General features: G+C 66.3%; 18 protein-coding genes. 13 read left to right on the plus strand and 5 right to left on the minus strand.

Annotated elements, in window-relative coordinates:
- Window positions 1-2: 2 nt before the first annotated feature.
- Entirely contained in the window at window positions 3-1,244 is a 1,242-nt protein-coding gene (locus WBB14_RS25470) for a CaiB/BaiF CoA transferase family protein (protein ID WP_424242235.1), read from the minus strand.
- Window positions 1,245-1,497: 253 nt separating this feature from the next.
- Here WBB14_RS25470 and WBB14_RS25475 point away from each other — a divergent pair, with 253 nt between their 5' ends.
- The 5 genes from WBB14_RS25475 to WBB14_RS25495 all read left to right on the plus strand — a co-directional run bounded on the left by WBB14_RS25475 (window position 1,498) and on the right by WBB14_RS25495 (window position 5,620).
- Entirely contained in the window at window positions 1,498-2,268 is a 771-nt protein-coding gene (locus WBB14_RS25475) for an ABC transporter ATP-binding protein (protein WP_424242236.1), read from the plus strand.
- Between the two features lie 71 nt (window positions 2,269-2,339).
- Entirely contained in the window at window positions 2,340-3,338 is a 999-nt protein-coding gene (locus WBB14_RS25480) for an ABC transporter substrate-binding protein (RefSeq protein WP_059380084.1), read from the plus strand.
- Window positions 3,335-4,108 (plus strand): ABC transporter permease, encoded by a 774-nt coding sequence (locus WBB14_RS25485; protein ID WP_424242237.1) that lies wholly within the window; start codon window positions 3,335-3,337, stop codon window positions 4,106-4,108. The genes WBB14_RS25480 and WBB14_RS25485 overlap by 4 nt, the downstream gene beginning before the upstream one ends.
- A gap of 18 nt (window positions 4,109-4,126) precedes the next feature.
- Window positions 4,127-4,933, plus strand: a complete 807-nt coding sequence (locus tag WBB14_RS25490; RefSeq protein ID WP_424242238.1) for a transporter substrate-binding domain-containing protein — start codon at window positions 4,127-4,129, stop codon at window positions 4,931-4,933.
- A 99-nt stretch (window positions 4,934-5,032) separates the two neighbouring features.
- Window positions 5,033-5,620 (plus strand): IMPACT family protein, encoded by a 588-nt coding sequence (locus tag WBB14_RS25495; RefSeq protein ID WP_424242239.1) that lies wholly within the window; start codon window positions 5,033-5,035, stop codon window positions 5,618-5,620.
- Window positions 5,621-5,696: 76 nt separating this feature from the next.
- Here the strand turns inward: WBB14_RS25495 and WBB14_RS25500 are convergent, their stop codons facing one another.
- The 3 genes from WBB14_RS25500 to WBB14_RS25510 form a co-directional block, all read right to left on the minus strand.
- Window positions 5,697-6,071 carry a thioredoxin family protein gene (locus tag WBB14_RS25500; protein ID WP_013394055.1) on the minus strand — a complete coding sequence of 125 codons (375 nt, stop codon included), beginning with the start codon at window positions 6,069-6,071 and terminating at the stop codon, window positions 5,697-5,699.
- A gap of 167 nt (window positions 6,072-6,238) precedes the next feature.
- Window positions 6,239-7,255, minus strand: coding sequence for an LLM class flavin-dependent oxidoreductase (locus WBB14_RS25505; RefSeq protein ID WP_424242240.1), 1,017 nt, complete (start codon window positions 7,253-7,255; stop codon window positions 6,239-6,241).
- Between the two features lie 208 nt (window positions 7,256-7,463).
- Window positions 7,464-8,756: an NCS2 family permease gene (locus WBB14_RS25510; RefSeq protein ID WP_207465190.1), complete on the minus strand. Its 1,293-nt coding sequence runs from the start codon at window positions 8,754-8,756 to the stop codon at window positions 7,464-7,466.
- Between the two features lie 110 nt (window positions 8,757-8,866).
- Between WBB14_RS25510 and tsaD the strand changes: the two genes are divergently transcribed.
- The gene (gene tsaD / locus WBB14_RS25515; protein WP_424242241.1) at window positions 8,867-9,898 is read left to right on the plus strand and encodes a tRNA (adenosine(37)-N6)-threonylcarbamoyltransferase complex transferase subunit TsaD; all 1,032 of its coding nucleotides are present in this window, start codon (window positions 8,867-8,869) and stop codon (window positions 9,896-9,898) included.
- 49 nt (window positions 9,899-9,947) lie between these two features.
- On the opposite strand, the gene plsY is transcribed toward tsaD, so the two are convergent.
- Window positions 9,948-10,586, minus strand: coding sequence for a glycerol-3-phosphate 1-O-acyltransferase PlsY (gene plsY / locus WBB14_RS25520; protein WP_424242242.1), 639 nt, complete (start codon window positions 10,584-10,586; stop codon window positions 9,948-9,950).
- Window positions 10,587-10,774: 188 nt separating this feature from the next.
- On the opposite strand from plsY, the gene surE reads away from it, so the two are divergent.
- From surE to WBB14_RS25555, 7 genes are all read left to right on the plus strand, one after another.
- Window positions 10,775-11,533, plus strand: coding sequence for a 5'/3'-nucleotidase SurE (gene surE, locus WBB14_RS25525; RefSeq protein WP_013394050.1), 759 nt, complete (start codon window positions 10,775-10,777; stop codon window positions 11,531-11,533).
- Window positions 11,518-12,342, plus strand: a complete 825-nt coding sequence (locus tag WBB14_RS25530; RefSeq protein WP_424242243.1) for a protein-L-isoaspartate(D-aspartate) O-methyltransferase — start codon at window positions 11,518-11,520, stop codon at window positions 12,340-12,342. Before surE ends, WBB14_RS25530 begins: the two co-directional genes overlap by 16 nt.
- A gap of 17 nt (window positions 12,343-12,359) precedes the next feature.
- Window positions 12,360-13,214, plus strand: coding sequence for a peptidoglycan DD-metalloendopeptidase family protein (locus tag WBB14_RS25535; protein WP_424242244.1), 855 nt, complete (start codon window positions 12,360-12,362; stop codon window positions 13,212-13,214).
- Window positions 13,211-13,990 carry a 3'-5' exonuclease gene (locus WBB14_RS25540; protein ID WP_424242245.1) on the plus strand — a complete coding sequence of 260 codons (780 nt, stop codon included), beginning with the start codon at window positions 13,211-13,213 and terminating at the stop codon, window positions 13,988-13,990. The genes WBB14_RS25535 and WBB14_RS25540 overlap by 4 nt, the downstream gene beginning before the upstream one ends.
- A gap of 181 nt (window positions 13,991-14,171) precedes the next feature.
- Window positions 14,172-14,777 carry a hypothetical protein gene (locus WBB14_RS25545; RefSeq protein WP_424242246.1) on the plus strand — a complete coding sequence of 202 codons (606 nt, stop codon included), beginning with the start codon at window positions 14,172-14,174 and terminating at the stop codon, window positions 14,775-14,777.
- A 356-nt stretch (window positions 14,778-15,133) separates the two neighbouring features.
- A complete protein-coding gene (locus WBB14_RS25550; protein WP_424242247.1) occupies window positions 15,134-15,886 on the plus strand; it encodes a TorF family putative porin in 753 nt (250 codons plus the stop codon).
- A 142-nt stretch (window positions 15,887-16,028) separates the two neighbouring features.
- Complete coding sequence (locus WBB14_RS25555) at window positions 16,029-16,949, plus strand: LysR substrate-binding domain-containing protein (RefSeq protein WP_424242248.1); 921 nt, start codon at window positions 16,029-16,031, stop codon at window positions 16,947-16,949.
- The last annotated feature ends 81 nt before the right edge of the window (window positions 16,950-17,030 follow it).

Raw genomic sequence — 17,030 nt, forward strand, 5'->3', positions numbered from 1 at the left:
GGTCAGATGATTCCGCGGGTTTTCAGCTCCGCGATGCGGCTGTCGTCCAGGCCCAGCCGTTCGCGCAGCACGCTGTCGGTGTGCTGGCCCAGCGTGGGCGCGGCCCGCTCGTAGCGCACGGGCGTGTCGCGCATGCGGATGGGACTGGCCACGGCCGGCGTGTCCACGCCCGCGGCGTGGGGCAGCGACAGCTGCATGCCGCGATGGCGCACGTGCGGATCCTGGAAGACCTGCTCGATGTTGTAGATGGGGCCGCAGGGCACGTTCACCGCCTGCAGTATCTGCACCCATTCCTGCATGGTGCGCGCCAGCATGGCCTCGGCGATGGGGGGAATCAGCGTGTCGCGGTTGCGGTTGCGCTGCCCGGCCGTGGCGTAGCGTTCGTCGGCGGCCAGGTCGTCGCGGCCGATGGCGCCGCAGAATGCGCGGTACTGGCCGTCGTTGCCGACGGCGAGGATGACCGAACCTTCCTTGCAGGCGAACACCTGGTAGGGAACCATGTTGGAATGGGCATTGCCCATGCGCTGCGGCACCCGTCCGGACAGGAAGTAGTTGATGGCCTGGTAGGACGAGATCGTGATCACGCAGTCCAGCAGCGACATGTCGATGTATTGCCCGACGCCGCTGACGTGGCGGTGTTCGACCGCGGCCAGTATCGCCGTGCTGGCATAGACGCCCGTCAGCAGGTCGGTGATCGCGATGCCGGATTTCATCGGCTCGCCGGCCGGGTCGCCGGTGATGCTCATCAGCCCGCCCATGCCCTGGAATACGAAGTCGTAGCCCGGCAGCGGCGCGTAGGGGCCGTCCTGGCCGAAGCCGGTGATCGAACAATAGATCAGGCGCGGATTGATGGCGCGCAGGCTGTCGTAGTCCAGCCCGTAGCGCGCCAGCGTGCCGACCTTGTAGTTCTCGACCAGTACGTCGGAATCCTTTGCCAGTTCCGCAATGAGCGCCTGGCCCTCGGCGGTGGCGAGGTCCACGGTAATGGACCGCTTGCCCCGGTTGGCGCTGAGGAAGTAGGACGAATCCCGGGTTTCGGCGCCATCGGCGCCGGTCAGGAAGGGAGGCCCCCAGCCGCGCGTGTCGTCGCCGTGTTCAGGGCGTTCGACCTTGATGACATCCGCGCCCATGTCGGCCAGCGTCTGCGTCGCCCATGGGCCGGCGAGCACGCGCGTCAGGTCCAGGATCTTCAAATGGGATAGCGCGCCGCGCGGTTGCGCGGCGGCGGTGTCGTCTCGCTCCATGTTGCTCCGATCGGGGTGGGCCCCGTTATGTCTGGGTTCACCTTAATGACGGAGGGGGCAGGGGTCCAATATCGTTTTGCGCGTTATCGATTCGATTTGGATATTGCGGGTCCCACTACACCCAGCGCTCCCAACGGGGGGGGGCCCGATCTTTATTACGAAAAGAAGTTAAGACATTCAATATTGATAGTTTGGATTCATATAACGAATTGTTAGATTTGAGGCTCACTTTTCGCCAGCCACGATCCGTTCCATGAACCTCAACTTCGACCATGTCCACAAACACTTCGGCGAGCTGCCCGTGGTGGACGGCTTTACCAGTGAAATCAAGGCCGGTGAACTGGTCGCCCTGGTCGGCCCGTCGGGTTGCGGCAAGTCCACCTTGCTGCATCTGGCCGCCGGCCTGGAACAACCCACGCAGGGCAGCGTGCTGGCCGACGGCAAGGCCGTCGCCGGCCCGCATCCCAGCCGCACCCTGGTGTTCCAGGAACATGCGCTGTATCCCTGGCTGACGCTGGAGGACAACGTGGCGCTGGCGCTGGAATTCCAGAACACGCCCAAGGCCCGCGCCCGCGAAGCTGCCCGCCAGTGGCTGGCGCGCGTCAGCCTGGCCGGCTTCGAACACTATTACCCGCATCAGGTTTCCGGCGGCATGCGGCAACGCGCCGCGCTGGCGCGGGCCTTCATCGCCCAGCCCCAGACCATGCTGATGGACGAGCCTTTCGGCGCGCTGGACGCGCTGACCCGGCTGAGCCTGCAGGACGTGCTGCGCCAGCTGATTGCCCAGGAAAAGCCCACCGTGCTGCTCGTTACCCACGACGTGGACGAGGCCCTGTTCCTGGCCGACCGCATCATTGTCTTCAGCCCGCGTCCGGCCCGCGTGCTGCGCGAGTTCAACCTGGCACACCGCGAAAAAACCCATGACCTGTCCGGCCTGGCCGCGGAAAAGCGCGAGATCCTGCGCCTGCTCGGCATCGCGGTGGACGGCTCCGGCGAACACGCCGACCTGGCCCTGGCCGCCTGACACGCCTGACCTGAATCCTTGCTGCTGGCGCCTGAGCGCCGGCCAGCCCTGCATACCCTGGAGCACTTCCCATGAAATTGAAGCAATGGCTGTCCCTGCCGCTGGCCGCGGCGCTGCTGGCGGCGGCCCCCGCGATGGCCGCCGAGAAATTCCGCGTGGGCTATCTGCGCGTGATGGACGATGCGCAAGCCATCGTCGCGCAAGAGGGCGGGTACTACAAAAAAGCCGGCCTGGATTCCGAACTGATCGAATTCAAGTCGGGTACCGACCTGATCAAGGCCATCGTCGGCGGCCAGCTGGACATCGGCGTGCTGGGCTTCACCAACGCCGTGGCCTGGGCTTCCAAGGGCGCCGACCTGAAGGTCGTGGGCGGCGCGCAGCAGGGCTACCACTCGCTGATCGTGCGCGAAGACTCCGGCATCAAGGACATCGCGGGGTTGAAGGGCAAGACCCTGGCCTCGCAAGCCGAAGGCAGCACCGCCGACGTGGTCCTGAAGGGCGTGGTGCTCAAGCAGGGCAACCTGGGCGCGGACGACGTCAACGTCATGGGCGTGAGCCCGGCCGTGGCAGTCCAATCGCTGGTGGGCAAGCGCGTGGACGCGGCCTTCCTGTTCGAACCTTACGACCGCATCGCGCAGTTGGTGGCGCCGGTCAAGCAGATCTATGAAGTGGGCCAGGCCTGGCCGTTCCCCTGCATGGTCGTGATCACCTCCGGCGAAACGCTGGCCAAGCGCAAGGACGACGTCTGGAAAGCGCTGGACGCGCAGAACCAGGCCATCCAGCTGCTGCAGAAGGAACCCGCGCAGGCCTCCAAGCTGATCGCGTCGTACTTCATCGCCGAGCCCACGTTGAAGACCCTGACCCGTGGCGAACTGCCGCGTGAGACCGTCATCGCCGAAGCCATCGGCACGCAGGTCTTCACGCCCAAGCTGACCGACAAGGACACCCGCCGCATGCAGGAAATCGCCGATATCCTGCAGGCCCAGGGTTCGCTGAAGACGCGCGACGGCAAGCCGTATGACGTCTCCAGCATCGTCGACCTGTCCTGGCAAGAGGCTCGCAAGCTTTGAGCGCATCTACCCGAGTCACCGGCGCCCGCAAGCATTTCGCGGGCGTTCTGGGCGTATTGTTCATTCTGGCCCTGTGGCAACTGGCAGCGTTCGCGCTGCCGGACTTCCTGATGCCGGGCGTGCCCGCCGTGGTCGAGCGTCTGCTCGAAGACCTGGGCAAGCAATCCTTCCACCAGAGCCTGCTGGGTACGCTGGGTCGGCTGGGCGCGGGCTATGGCCTGGCGCTGGCCGCCGGCATCGGCTTCGGGCTGGTGGCGGCGGTGCTGTTCTTCTTCCGCGAAGTCCTGCGCAGCGCCATCGTCATCTTGCAGTCGATTCCGTCGATCGCCTGGGTGCCGCTGTTCCTGATCGTGATGGGCTTCGGCAATACGCCCATCATCGTGGTGGTGGCGCTGTCGGCGTTCTTTCCGGCCGCGCTCAGCGTGATGAACGCCACTGAATCCGTGCAGCGCGTGCATGTGTCGGCGGCGCGTGTCATGGGCGCCACGCGTTGGGGCCTGGTCAAGCGCGTCTACCTGCCGGCCGTCATGCCTGAACTGATCACCGGCGCGCAGCTGGCGTTCGGCAATGCGTGGCGCGCGCTGATCTCGGCGGAAATGCTGATCGGCTTTGGCAAGGGACTGGGCCGTTCGCTGGCCTATTCGGGCGAGATCGCCGACATGACGGGCGTCATGACCAACATCCTGGTCATCGCCGTGCTGGCCGCGCTGATCGACCAGTTCGTGCTTGAAAACCTCAAGCACCGCTTGCTGCGCTATCAGTACGTCTGAGCGATACCGGAGCCTCGCATGATCCGCCGCATCCGTTTATTGGTCCTCGGCGCCTGCCTGGCGGCCGCCGGCCACGCGCAGGCGCAGCCGGACGCTTTCGCGGCGGCGCGCGCGCGCGGCGAACTGGTGGTGGGCGTGCCTTATCTGGCGCCGCCGCCCGTGGCGGGCGCCAAGATCCGTACGCCTGACGGCCTGGACGCTGCGATGACGGATAGGTTGGGGCAGAGCCTGGGTTTGCCGGTGCGCCTGCGGCAAGTGCCGCGGGAACAAGCCGCCGCCGCGCTGGCGGCCGGCGAAGTCGACCTGGTCCTGACCGATACGGCTACCGGCCAATCGGATGCGGTCGCCGCGCAAGCCACCGGCTATGCGGCGCGGCCCAAGGCCGTGATCCGCAGCGACACGGTCCTGCGCCGTCCCGCCGACGTGCGCGGCCGCAGCGTGTGCGTGGCCGAAGCCGCGACCGCGTCGAAGGCGCTGGCCGAGAGCTGGGGCGCCTTGGTGCGTACCTACCGCGTGCCATCCGATGCGCTGGTCGCCGTGCGCGAAGGCAGTTGCGACATTGGGCTGGTGGATGACGCGGTGTGGGAACCGCTGGTGCGCTTTCCGGAATGGAAGAAGTTTTCCTCGACGCTGACGGCCGACGGCGCCCGGAGCGAGCGCGTGTGGTTGCTGCCGGCGGCCGATTCGGCCAGCCGCAACTGGCTGGGCCAGGAAATGCGCGTGTGGGATCGCGCCGGCGCCTGGAAGGCGATGACGGCGAAGTGGGCGCGCGACGTGGCCTTCGACGTCTACCTGGATCAGGAAGTACCCGACTGTCACGGCTAGACCCGCCGCCTGACCGGCTGCGTCCTGGCGTGGCGGGATGCGCGCCGCCGACCTTGGGCGCGCCACAGGGGCGCAGCGCCAGCACATACAATGCCGGTCATGACGCACACGCTGACCGCTCCCTGCACTTACCAGGAAGAAATAAAGAAAAGCCGCTTCGTCGCGCATGCGGCGCCCGTGTCCGGCGTGGACGAGGCCATGCGCTTCTTTGCCCAGCATAGCGATCCGGAAGCGACCCACAACTGCTGGGCCTACCGCATCGGCCAGGAATACCGTTTCAACGACGACGGCGAACCCGGCGGCACGGCCGGGCGTCCCATCCTGCAAGCCATCGAGGGCCAGGACATGGACCGCGTGGCGGTGCTGGTGGTGCGCTGGTACGGGGGCATCAAGCTCGGCGCAGGCGGACTGGTGCGCGCCTACGGCGGCTGCGCGGCCAATTGCCTGCGGTTGGCGCAGCGCACGGAGATCGTGGATCTGGCGACCGTCGCCTGCGCTTGCGGCTTCGGCGAACTGGCGCTGCTGAAGTCGCGCCTGGCTCAGGCCGGCGCGGCCATCCTGAAGGAAGACTTCAACGAAGAAGGCGTTGCGCTGCGGTTCACGGTGCCGCGCGCGGCGGTGGCGGACCTGGAGGTGACGGTTGCCAATATCACCCGCGGCCGCGCCGCCTGGGAAGTGGAATCGTAGTGCGGGCGCAGCGCGAGAATCCCGAGGCAGGAAGCCAGGTACTCAGCGCGCATGCCCGATCATCATCCGTGTGCGCTCAAGCGTCTTGCCCGTTCTGGGCCGCGGCGATTTCCTGGTGGACCTTTTCCATGTCCACTTCCTTGATCTTGGCCAGCAGCTCGTTGAGCTGACCGCCGGACAGGGCGCCGGGTTGCGAGAACAGCAGGACCTTTTCGCGGAAGACCATCAGGGTCGGGATCGAGCGGATGCCCAGCGCGCCGGCCAGTTCCTGTTCCACGTCGGTATTGACCTTGGCAAAGGTGACGTCGGGGTGTTCGGTGGCGGCCTGCTCGAAAACCGGCGCGAAACCGCGGCACGGGCCGCACCAGGGCGCCCAGAAATCAACGATCAGGGTGCCGTCCGGGGTGATGGCTTCCTGGAAGCTGTCTTTGGTGAGTTCAACAATACTCATTTTGAATCCTTGCCGCGTGAGCGGCGCAAAAGGCGGTGTCGGAGGCCCGGGGTGTGCCCGTCCCGGGCCCGATAGGGCGATGCGTGGTCCGTACACTATGAGTCCATAGTAGAGCGGGTGGCTGCTGCATCGCAATGGTTGGCGCCCGCAGGCGCAATCTGCGGCGGTCAGGACGCGGTGCTTGCCGCGGCGCCGTTTTTCAATGAAGCGACGATCTCGAACGAGCGCAGGCGGTCCGCGATGTCGTAAAAATCCGAGACGATCATGACTTCGTCGGCCTCGGTCTCGGCGACCAGGGCTTCCAGCTCGCGCCGGACGGTATCCGGGCCGCCCACGATGGCCGCGCCCAGTCTTTGTTGGACAGCCTCGCGCTCCCATTCGTTCCACAGGCCGTCCATGCTGTCCACGGGCGGCTGCAGCTGCAGGCGGTTGCCGCGCACCAGCGACAGGAACTTCAGTTGTTGGGTGGTGGCCTGGAGCCTTGCGGCTTCATCGGTTTCGGCAGCGACGACCGGCACGCCTATCATGGCGTAGGGCCGGGCCAGCGTTGCCGATGGCTTGAACAGGTGGCGGTACAGCCGCATGGCCGCCATGCCTTCGGGCGAGAAATGGCCCGCGAACGAGAAGGGCAGGCCCAGTTCCGCGGCCAGCCGCGCGCTGAAATCGCTGGAGCCCAGCAGCCAGATCGGAATGTCCAGGCCTTCGCCCGGAATCGCGCGCACCGGCTGGCCGGGGCGCGAGGGCGCCAGGAAGCCGCGCAATTCTTCCACCAGCGCGGGAAACTCCAGTCCGCTGCGCGGGCCGCGGCGCAGCGCGTGCTGCGTGGCGCCGTCGCTGCCGGGCGCGCGGCCCAGGCCCAGGTCGATGCGGCCGGGGTAGAGCGTTTCCAGCGTGCCGAACTGCTCGGCGATGATCAGCGGGGCGTGGTTGGGCAGCATGATGCCGCCCGAACCCACGCGCAGCGTGCTGGTGTGCGAGGCCACGTGGCCGATCAGCACGGCGGTGGCGCTGCTGGCGACGCCGTTGATATTGTGGTGTTCCGCCAGCCAGAACCGCTTGTAGCCCAGGCGTTCCACGTGCTGTGCCACCGCGACCGTGTTGCGGAAGGCATCGGCCGCGTCGCGGCCCTGCACAATCGGGGCCAGGTCCAGTACGGAAAAAGGGATGCGGGCCAGGCTGCTCATGCGGACACCTCCGTGCTCGAGGCTGAACAGGACAACAGGGCGGGAACAAAGCGGGTAAGGCGCAAGGCGGACTCCATATGCCGTTATACATGGGGAGTGTATCGGTGAAATCAAGCGGACCCGCCAGCAACCTTATGGCCTGGCGGGTTGATTGAATTCCGCTATCCCTGCGATTGGCCCGCTCTGTGGAGCGGTCCTGGCGGCCGCGCTAGCCCGGGAAGAACGCGTAGCGGATCACGAACAGCGCCGCGACCAGCCAGGTGGCGGGATGCACGTCGCGGATCTTGCCGGTGGCGGTCTTGAGCACCACGTAGCTGATGAAGCCGAAGGCGATGCCGTTGGCGATCGAATACGTGAACGGCATGACCAGCGCGGTCAGCGCGGCCGGCGTCGCTTCGCAGACGTCGTTCCAGTCGATATCGATCAACTCGCGCATCATCAGGCCGGCCACATAGAGCAGGGCGGGCGCGGTGGCGTAGGCAGGCACGGCGCCGGCCAGCGGCGAGATGAACAGCGCGGCCAGGAACAGCAGCGCCACGACCAGCGCGGTCAGGCCGGTGCGGCCGCCGGCCTGCACGCCGGAGGCGCTTTCCACATACGCGGTGGTGCTGCTGGTGCCCAGCATCGAGCCCGCGACGATGGCAGTGCTGTCGGCAAACAAGGCGCGGCCCAGGCGGTTGGGGCGGTTTTCGGGCACCAGGCCGGCGCGTTTGGCCACGCCCACCAGCGTGCCGGTGGCGTCGAACACTTCGACCAGCACGAACACCAGGATCACGTGCACGAAGCCGCTGTGCAGCGCGCCCAGGATGTCCAGCTTCATGAGCGTGGGCGCCAGGCTGGGCGGCGCGGCGAAGATGCCCTTGAACTCGTTGTAGCCCAGCACCATCGACAGCAGCGTGACCACGATGATGCCGATCAGGATGGCGCCGCGCACGCGCAGGGCGTCCAGCGCGGCGATGATGAAAAAGCCCAGGATGGCGAACAGCGGGCCGGGCTGGGTCAGGTCGCCCAGCGTGACCTTGGTGGCCGGGTGCGCGACCACGATGTTGGCGCTGGATAGCGCGATAATGGCAAGAAACAGGCCGATGCCCGCGGCGATGGCGCTGCGCAGCGAATGCGGAATGCCCTTGACCAGCCAGACCCGGATGCCCGAGAACGTCAGGAACAGGAAGATCACGCCCGAGATGAACACGGCGCCCAGCGCCTGTTCCCAGGTGTAGCCCATGGTCTTGACCACGGTGAATGCGAAGAAGGCGTTCAGGCCCATGCCCGGCGCCATGCCGATCGGCCAGTTGGCGATCAGCGCCATCACCAGAGAGCCCAGCGCGGCGGCCAGGCAGGTGGCGACGAACACGGCATCGCGGTCCATGCCCGTTGACGACAGGATGTCCGGATTGACGAAGATGATGTACGACATCGTCAGGAATGTCGTCAGGCCGGCGACCAGTTCCGTGCGCGCCGTCGTGCCGTGTTCACGCAGCTTGAATAGCTTCTCGAGCATTCGAGTCCCCAATGTGTTTGCAGGATTGCGGGTTGTTGTGGGCGGGCCGGGTTGCCCGCCGGTTTTTCATAAACGGGCGTATTTTCGCATCAGTTGTAAACTCTGCCGCCATGATTATTCTCGGCTTTGAAAGCTCCTGCGACGAAACCGGTGTCGCAGCCGTCTGTACCGAACGCGGTCTGCTCGCGCATGCGCTGCATACCCAGATCGCCATGCACCAGGAATACGGGGGCGTGGTGCCGGAACTCGCCTCGCGCGACCATATCCGCCGCGTCGTGCCGCTGACGCGGCAAGTCCTCGAGGAAGCGGGCCTGCAGATGTCCGATATCGGCGCAGTGGCCTATACGGCCGGCCCCGGCCTGGCCGGCGCCTTGCTGGTGGGCGCTAGCGTCGCGCAGTCGTTCGCCTGGTCGCGGCATCTGCCCGCCATCGGCATCCATCACCTCGAAGGCCATTTGCTGTCGCCGATGTTGGCGGACCCGCGGCCGGACTTTCCCTTCGTGGCGCTGCTGGTATCCGGCGGGCACACGCAGCTGATGCGGGTGGACGGCGTGGGCCGCTACGAATTGCTGGGCGAAACGCTGGACGACGCGGCGGGCGAAGCCTTCGACAAGTCGGCCAAGCTGATGGGCCTGGGCTATCCGGGAGGGCCGGCGCTGTCGCGGCTGGCCGCCAGCGGCGACGCCGCGCGCTTCGACCTGCCGCGGCCCATGCTGCACAGCGGTGACCTGGATTTCAGCTTCAGCGGCCTGAAAACGGCCGTGCTGACCCGGGTCAAGGCCGCCGAGGCGGCGGGCGGGCTGGACGAGCAGGCCCGTGCCGACCTGGCGGCGGCCACGCAGGCCGCCATCGTGGAAGTGCTGGCGGCCAAGGCCATCAAAGCCCTGAAACAGACCGGACTGAAGCGCTTGGTGGTGGCCGGCGGCGTGGGCGCCAACCAATTGCTGCGCGCCAAGCTGGACGCCGCGCTCAAGCCGCTCAAGGCGCGCGCCTATTTCCCGCCGCTGGAACTGTGTACCGACAACGGCGCCATGATCGCCTTCGCGGCCGCCGAGCGGGTCAAGGCCGGCCTGGCGACCCTGGACCCGGATGCGCACAGCTTTACCGTCAAACCGCGCTGGGACCTGGCCGACATCGCCTGAAATGAAGAGGGCGGCCCTGGGGCCGCCCTGTCACATACGCGTATTGCGCCTACTTCTTCTTGCCGCCGATGCGGCTTTCCGTGCCTTGGACCAGGCGCGTGATGTTGGCGCGGTGGCGGTAGAACAACAGCACGCCGATGACCGCCAGCGCGACGCCCATGGGCGGTTGCGCATACCAGGCCAGGCCGGAGCCGAACACGTAGTACACGGGGGCGAAAAAGGCCGCCACCAGGGATGCCAGCGACGAATAGCGGAAAAACACCGCGACGATGAGCCAGGTGGCTGCGGTGGCAACCGCCAGCCAGGGCTGGATCGCGACCAGCACGCCCAGGGCGGTGGCTACGCCCTTACCGCCCTTGAAGCGCAGGAAGATCGGGTACAGATGGCCCAGGAAGGCGGCCAACGCCACCAGCGCCAGCGCGACGGGGGTGATCCCGGGAGCCAATTTTTCGGCCAGCCAGATCGCGAACCATCCCTTGGCGGCGTCGCCCAGCAGCGTCAGCGCGGCGGCCGTCTTGTTCCCGGTGCGCAGCACGTTGGTGGCGCCCGGGTTCTTGGAGCCGTAGCTGCGGGGGTCCTGCAAGCCCATGAGCTTGCTGACGACCACGGCGAACGGCACGGAGCCGATCAGGTAGGCCAGCAGGATGAGCGCAGCGCTGAAGACCAGGGAGGGGTCGTTTATCGCCATGAAAGGGGTCCGTTGTTGTTGTGTTGTTACCGTAATGGCTGCGGATTCTACCGCGCCCGGGGCCGGGGCCGGCTACGGGTTATCGAGCGGCACGCCGGCGCCCGTCTGCCAGCCGATCGCACGGATGAGGGCCGCGGACGGTACAATCCGACGCGTTCACCCGCGTTTTATTTTCTTTCGGATGCACAATGCGAATTCTGGTTTCGAACGATGATGGTTACTCCGCCCCCGGGCTCGAGGCGCTGGTTGACGCGCTGCAGGGCCTGGGCGATCTCACCGTCGTCGCGCCCGAGACCAACCATAGCGGCGCGTCCAATTCGCTGACGCTGAATCGGCCGCTGTCGGTGCGCACCGCCTCCAACGGCTACATCGCCGTCAACGGCACGCCGTCCGACTGCGTGCACGTGGCCCTCACCGGCCTCATGGATACCCGGCCCGACCTGGTCGTGTCCGGCATCAACAATGGCGCCAACATGGGCGACGACACGCTGTATTCGGGCACCGTGGCCGCCGCCAGCGAAGGTTATCTGTTCGGCATCCCCGCCATCGCTTTCTCGCTGGCCGAGAAGGGCTGGGCGCACATCGATTCCGCCGCGCGCGCCGCGCGCCTGGTGGTCGAGCGCCATCTGGCCCAGCCGCTGGCGGCGCCGGTGCTGCTGAACGTCAACATTCCCAGCCGCCGCTTCGAAGACATGCATGGCTTCGCAGTCACGCGCCTGGGCAAGCGCCATCCCTCGCAGCCCGTGGTGCGCACGACCACGCCGTATGGCGATACCGTCTACTGGATCGGACCCGTCGGCATGGCGGCCGACGCCACGCCGGGCACCGATTTCCATGCCGTCGAGCAAGGCACTGTTTCGGTCACGCCGCTGCGCCTGGACCTGACCCAGCACAGCCAGCTCGACGAGATCCGGACCTGGGCGGAGCCGCTATGCGCAAACGCGTAAGCCAACCGGACGTGAGCCAGCCCGTGCCTGGGCGTACCGGCCCGGTGCGCTATGACTCGGGCCGGCTCAGTCCTGGCGTCACGCCTGCCAACAGCAATACGCGCATTTCCGCAGCCACGCTGCAACGCCAGACGCAGGCGCCCACGCCGGCGTCCGGCGGCAATCTGGGCCTGAACTCCGATCGCCTGCGTCAGGCCATGGTGGAACGGCTGCGGGCGCAGGGCATTACCGACGAACGCGTGCTCAATGCCATGGGCGCCGTGCCGCGCCATCTGTTCGTCGACGAAGCCCTGGCCAGCCGCGCCTACGAAGACGCGGCGCTGCCCATCGGCCATTCGCAGACCATCTCGCAACCTTGGGTGGTGGCGCGCATGATCGCCGCGGCCTGCGACGACCGCACGCCCACCCGCGTGCTGGAAGTCGGCGCGGGTTGCGGATACCAGGCGGCGGTGCTCGCGCAGTTCGTGCGCGAGGTCCACTCCATCGAACGCATCCGTGGACTGTATGAGCTGGCGCGCGAGCATCTGCGCGCCTTGCGGCTCACCACCAGGATCCGCTTGATCTACGGCGACGGCATGCTGGGCCTGCCCGGCGTGGCGCCGTTCGATGCTATCGTTGTGGCTGCCGCTGGCCTTGCCATCCCGCAGGCGCTGCTCTTGCAGCTCGCGCCGGGTGGCCGCCTGATCGCCCCGGAAGGGGGCGCCAACCAGCGCCTGGTTCTTATCGAACGCACAGGCGCCGCCAGCTGGAAACGCACAGAATTAGAGGCCGTGCGCTTTGTGCCGCTACGGGCCGGAATACAATCTTGAGCAAACAGGAGAAACGTATGCTCAACGGGCAGTTGCAACTGACCGATATCACCCTGGGCGCGTCCATGACGCGCCTGCGCCGCCCGCTCTTCATCGCGGGGGCTCTCAGCCTGTCCATCCTGGCTGGCTGCGCTTCCAAAGGTACTCGCGCCCCGGTGGTCGACATGACCGGCGGGCAACCCGCGCCGGCCACCCAGACCGGCGGCAGCTATGTGGTGAAGCCGGGCGACACGCTGTACAAGATCGCCCGCGCCAACAACGTGGACATCGAGAACGTCAAGCGCTGGAACAACCTTAGCGACCCCAACCAGATTTCGGTCGGTCAGGTCCTGAAGATGTCCGGCGGCGCCAGCGGCGGCGCGCAAACCGCGCCGATCGCGGCTGTCAAGCCGCAGCCGCGTCCGCTGGACCAGCCGGAAACCTTGCCACCGCCCACCACCGAAACAACCACGCCGCCACCCACGGCGCCGGTTGAAACCAAGCCCGCCACGCGCGCGGCCGACGCCGCCGTCATCAATTGGGCCTGGCCCGCCAGCGGGCAGATCGTGCAGGGTTTCAACAACAGCAGCAAGGGCATCGACATCGCCGGCGCGTTGGGCGATCCCATCACCGCCGCGGCCGACGGCCTGGTCAAGTACAGCGGCAACGGCGTGCGCGGCCTGGGCAACCTGATCATCGTTGAACACCAGAACGGCTTCATCACGGCCTATGCGCATAACCGCGCGGTGCTGGTGAAGACCGGCCAGACGGTCAAGCGCGGCGCCAAGATCGCCGAACTCGGCCAAAGCGACACCACTTCGCCGCGCCTGCACTTCGAGATCCGCCGCCAAGGCCAGCCGGTGGACCCCATGCAGTACCTGCCTGCCAAATGACGCCCACCCTGGTATTCGACCTGGAAACCATTCCCGACGCCGACGGGCTGCGCAAGCTCAACGGCTGGGGACCCGACGTTTCCGACCAGGAAGTGGTCGAGCGCGCGCTGACCGCGCGCCGCGAGGCCGTGGGCCATGATTTCCTGCCGCTGCATCTGCACAAGGTGGCAGTGGTGGGCTGCGTCTTTCGCGATGACCAGGGCTTTCGCGTCAAGACGCTGGGCCAGCCCGACGATCCCGAGGCCGCCTTGCTGGCGGGCTTCTTCAAGACCATCGAACGCTACACGCCCAAGCTGGTCAGCTGGAACGGCTCCGGTTTCGACCTGCCGGTGCTGCATTACCGCAGCCTGATCCAGGGCGTGCCCGCGCCGCGCTACTGGGACATGGGCGAGGAAGACCGCGATTTCAAGTTCAACAACTACATCTCGCGCTACCACTCCCGCCACCTGGACCTGATGGACCTGCTGGCCAAGTACAACGGCCGCGCCAACGCGCCGCTGGACGAACTGGCCAAGCTTTGCGGCTTTCCCGGCAAGCTGGGCATGGACGGCAGCAAGGTGTGGGAGGCCTGGAGCCAGGGCCGCGCCGACGAGGTGCGGGCCTATTGCGAAACCGACGTGGTCAACACCTGGCTGGTGTATTGCCGTTTCCGCTTCCTGCGCGGCGAACTCGACCGCACCTCCTACGAAGCGGAAATCGCGTTGGTGCGCGATTCCCTCAGCGCCAGCGACGCGCCGCACTGGAAGGAATACATGGCGGCCTGGGACGCCAACTGAACGCGATGGCGGCCGGAAGATCCGTCTTCCGGCAAGCAGGATGGAAACGGGGCCCGCGCGGCCCCGTTCCTGCGTCTGGAGCCTGCGCAATCGACTGAAACATTGCTTGCGCGGACGAAACCTGGATGAAACCGGGGCAATCGCACAATGGCCTCGCTTTCTTCACTTTCAGGAGACCTACATGTCCCGATTCGCTATCCGCTCCAATTTGGCCGCTCTTGCATTTGTCGCCGCGACGGGCGGCTTGCTGGCCGGCTCCGTCATGGCTGCGCCTCCCCCTCCCGCTGACGGCGGTCCTGCCGCGATGCACGATGGCCAGCGCGGCGGCTTCCATAAAGGCATGCGCGACGGCCTCTTTATTCCGGGCCTGGGTCCCGTGACCAAGGCACAGGTCGCCGAGCTGAAACTGGACGACAAGCAACAGGCCCTGTTCAAGACCGCGCAGGACGGACAACGCAGCCTGCACGAAGCCATGCGCGCTTCCGGCGGCAAGCGCCACGATCTGCTTAAGGCGCAACTGGACAGCGGCAAGCTTGATCCCCGCGCGCTGGTCGAGCAGTCCGAGAAATCGCGTGATGCCTTCGGCCCCCAAGCCAAGCAGGTCCGCGACCAGTGGCTAGCCGTCTGGGACAGCCTGAACGACACCCAACGCGGCCAGGTGACCAAATTCGTCAAGGAACGCCAGGACCGGATGCAGGAGCGCCACGCCCGGATGGAAGGGCGTCATGGCAAGGGCAGGGCTGAAGCGCCCGCGTCTGCCGCACCGGCCAAGCCCGCCGCCAACTAAGCGCCGCAACCGGCCTTCCTGGCCGGCCCAGGCCTACTACCCCGGACACGCAGCCGCGTGCCGGGGTTTTTCATTTGGCGACCCCGAGTCACGCCCTGGGGAGATCCAAAGAGCGAACCTGTCTGGCGCGGACTCCCCGTTGTGACGCACGAATGCGTGCTTGCGGGCCTGCGCCTGCACTGTCCTGGTGCGCGGCAGGCGGCGCCTTGGCGCAGGCGCGGCTGCTTTGGCCTGCGCCAGACCTGGCACGGACATTGCTTGGTGAAGTGGGAACCGGTACGAAATGTTGCATAGCCGGTCCTGTGGATGCGCAACAGCCATCTCCCACTCGATAAATCCGATCAGGACTCCGCATCATGAAGAAGACGTTGCTAGCCGTGCCCTTGGCGCTCGCCGCTTGTTTCACCGCGACGGCGCAGGCCGAACCCACCGACCTGGGCGGCGGATTCTCGCTCAGCGGAAACGCCGCCATCGTCAGCGACTACCGTTTCCGCGGCTATTCGCAGACCGACTTCCGGCCCGCTGTGCAGCTGGGCTTCGACCTGACGCACAGTTCCGGTTTCTATCTGGGCAACTGGAACTCCAACGTCTCCGACTTCGTGTTCACGGACGGCAACCTGGAGATGGATTTCTACGGCGGCTGGAAGGGCGACGTAGGCGGCGGCTTTACGCTGGACGCGGGCGTGCTGCACTACTACTACCCGGGCTCCAGCTCGCCGAAGGGCGGCAACTACAACAACACCGACCTCTACCTGGGCGCGTCTTACGGCAACTACAGCCTCAAGTACTCGTACACGCCCAGCGATTTCTTCAGCACGCCGGACAGCAAGGGCACCTGGTACCTGGACGGCACCGCCAACTTCGACCTGGGCGACGGCTGGGGCCTGGTCGGCCACCTGGGTTATCAGAAGCTCAAGAACCAGACCAATATGGACGGCGATTCCATCGGCCATTACGTCGATTACAAAGTGGGCGTGACCAAGGATTTGAAGGGCTGGATCCTGGGCCTGGCTGCCGTGGGCGCCACCAAGGACAATTGGCTGCCCACGAAGTACGGCCATCCCTCGGGCCGCCTGGGCGCGGTGTTTTCAGTGGCGCGTTCATTCTGACCGGTATCCGTGGCGGCGCCTGACCGCGCCGACATTGGGCTTGCCTCAGGCAGCAATTAGCTGTCGGCGGCAAGCCCTTTTTTAGGTCTATGCTAAATAAAAAATATACTGTTGGAGTCTAATCAAAACCCCAGAGGTTTCAATGATAGAAACCCGCCTATTGCGGCAGTTCATCGCGGTGGCCGAAACCCTGCACTTCAACCGCGCCGCGCAGCGCCTGCACATGGCGCAGCCGCCGCTGAGCCAGGCCATCCGGCGGCTGGAGGCCGAGATAGGCGTGACGCTGTTCGAACGCACCAACCGCAGCGTCGCCCTGACGCCCGCCGGCGCGGCGTTCTTGGACACGGCCCGGCACATCCTGGACGGGCTGGACGAAGGCGTGGCCCATACCCGGCGGGTGGCGCAGGGCATGGACGGGCATCTGACGATGACCTTCATCAACATCGCGCCCTATGCCTCGTTGCTGCGGGCCTTGCGCGATTTCCGGCTGGCGTGCCCGGCGGTGGCGTTCACCCTGCGCGAAGGCACGACGCGAGAGCAGGTCGAGGCCTTGGAGAGCGGGACTGCGGACATCGGATTCCTGCGCACGCCGGGCGGCAGCACGCCGGATCTGCGTTTTCAGGCCCTGCTGCGCGAACCCCTCTGCGTGGCTCTCCCGGCAGGCCATCCCTTGGCCTACCAGCCTTCGATCGAACTCGCCAGGCTCAAGGACGAGGCGTTTGTCGCATCGCCCAGAAGCTTGGGGCAGGGCCTGCACGACCAGTTGATCCAGCTATGCCAGACCGCTGGATTCCGGCCCGCGGTGGCGCAGGAGGCGCGTCAACTGCAGACGCTGATTGCATTGGTGGCTGCGGGCTTCGGTATCGCTCTGCTGCCAGGATCGCTGGCCGCGCAACGGCGCGACGATGTCGTCTTTCGCGCGATCGAGAGCGACGCGCCCATGGCGCTGACTCATCTGGACCTGTTGATGGCCTGGAATCCGGCCCGGGCGTCGCCCGCGCGCGACCGTCTGGTCTGTACCATGCAGCAGGCTTTTTCAGACGTTGAAAGTCTTATTCTTTAATAAATAAGATATTTTACGAACCCGCGACAGATCCCTAAGCTCAGTCCCAGGATCCGGCCCGGCGCTTCACAGCGGCTTGCG

Source organism: Achromobacter sp. (assembly GCF_049647645.1).
Lineage (GTDB): Bacteria > Pseudomonadota > Gammaproteobacteria > Burkholderiales > Burkholderiaceae_B > Achromobacter.

What these genes read in the sequence shown, in the direction of transcription:
- WBB14_RS25470 (WP_424242235.1), bottom strand. Translation starts at nt 1,244, where the DNA reads ATGGAGCGAGACGACACCGCCGCCGCGCAACCGCGCGGCGCGCTATCC.
- WBB14_RS25475 (WP_424242236.1), top strand. Translation starts at nt 1,498, where the DNA reads ATGAACCTCAACTTCGACCATGTCCACAAACACTTCGGCGAGCTGCCC.
- WBB14_RS25480 (WP_059380084.1), top strand. Translation starts at nt 2,340, where the DNA reads ATGAAATTGAAGCAATGGCTGTCCCTGCCGCTGGCCGCGGCGCTGCTG.
- WBB14_RS25490 (WP_424242238.1), top strand. Translation starts at nt 4,127, where the DNA reads ATGATCCGCCGCATCCGTTTATTGGTCCTCGGCGCCTGCCTGGCGGCC.
- WBB14_RS25495 (WP_424242239.1), top strand. Translation starts at nt 5,033, where the DNA reads ATGACGCACACGCTGACCGCTCCCTGCACTTACCAGGAAGAAATAAAG.
- WBB14_RS25500 (WP_013394055.1), bottom strand. Translation starts at nt 6,071, where the DNA reads ATGAGTATTGTTGAACTCACCAAAGACAGCTTCCAGGAAGCCATCACC.
- WBB14_RS25505 (WP_424242240.1), bottom strand. Translation starts at nt 7,255, where the DNA reads ATGAGCAGCCTGGCCCGCATCCCTTTTTCCGTACTGGACCTGGCCCCG.
- WBB14_RS25510 (WP_207465190.1), bottom strand. Translation starts at nt 8,756, where the DNA reads ATGCTCGAGAAGCTATTCAAGCTGCGTGAACACGGCACGACGGCGCGC.
- tsaD (WP_424242241.1), top strand. Translation starts at nt 8,867, where the DNA reads ATGATTATTCTCGGCTTTGAAAGCTCCTGCGACGAAACCGGTGTCGCA.
- plsY (WP_424242242.1), bottom strand. Translation starts at nt 10,586, where the DNA reads ATGGCGATAAACGACCCCTCCCTGGTCTTCAGCGCTGCGCTCATCCTG.
- surE (WP_013394050.1), top strand. Translation starts at nt 10,775, where the DNA reads ATGCGAATTCTGGTTTCGAACGATGATGGTTACTCCGCCCCCGGGCTC.
- WBB14_RS25530 (WP_424242243.1), top strand. Translation starts at nt 11,518, where the DNA reads ATGCGCAAACGCGTAAGCCAACCGGACGTGAGCCAGCCCGTGCCTGGG.
- WBB14_RS25535 (WP_424242244.1), top strand. Translation starts at nt 12,360, where the DNA reads ATGCTCAACGGGCAGTTGCAACTGACCGATATCACCCTGGGCGCGTCC.
- WBB14_RS25540 (WP_424242245.1), top strand. Translation starts at nt 13,211, where the DNA reads ATGACGCCCACCCTGGTATTCGACCTGGAAACCATTCCCGACGCCGAC.
- WBB14_RS25545 (WP_424242246.1), top strand. Translation starts at nt 14,172, where the DNA reads ATGTCCCGATTCGCTATCCGCTCCAATTTGGCCGCTCTTGCATTTGTC.
- WBB14_RS25550 (WP_424242247.1), top strand. Translation starts at nt 15,134, where the DNA reads ATGAAGAAGACGTTGCTAGCCGTGCCCTTGGCGCTCGCCGCTTGTTTC.
- WBB14_RS25555 (WP_424242248.1), top strand. Translation starts at nt 16,029, where the DNA reads ATGATAGAAACCCGCCTATTGCGGCAGTTCATCGCGGTGGCCGAAACC.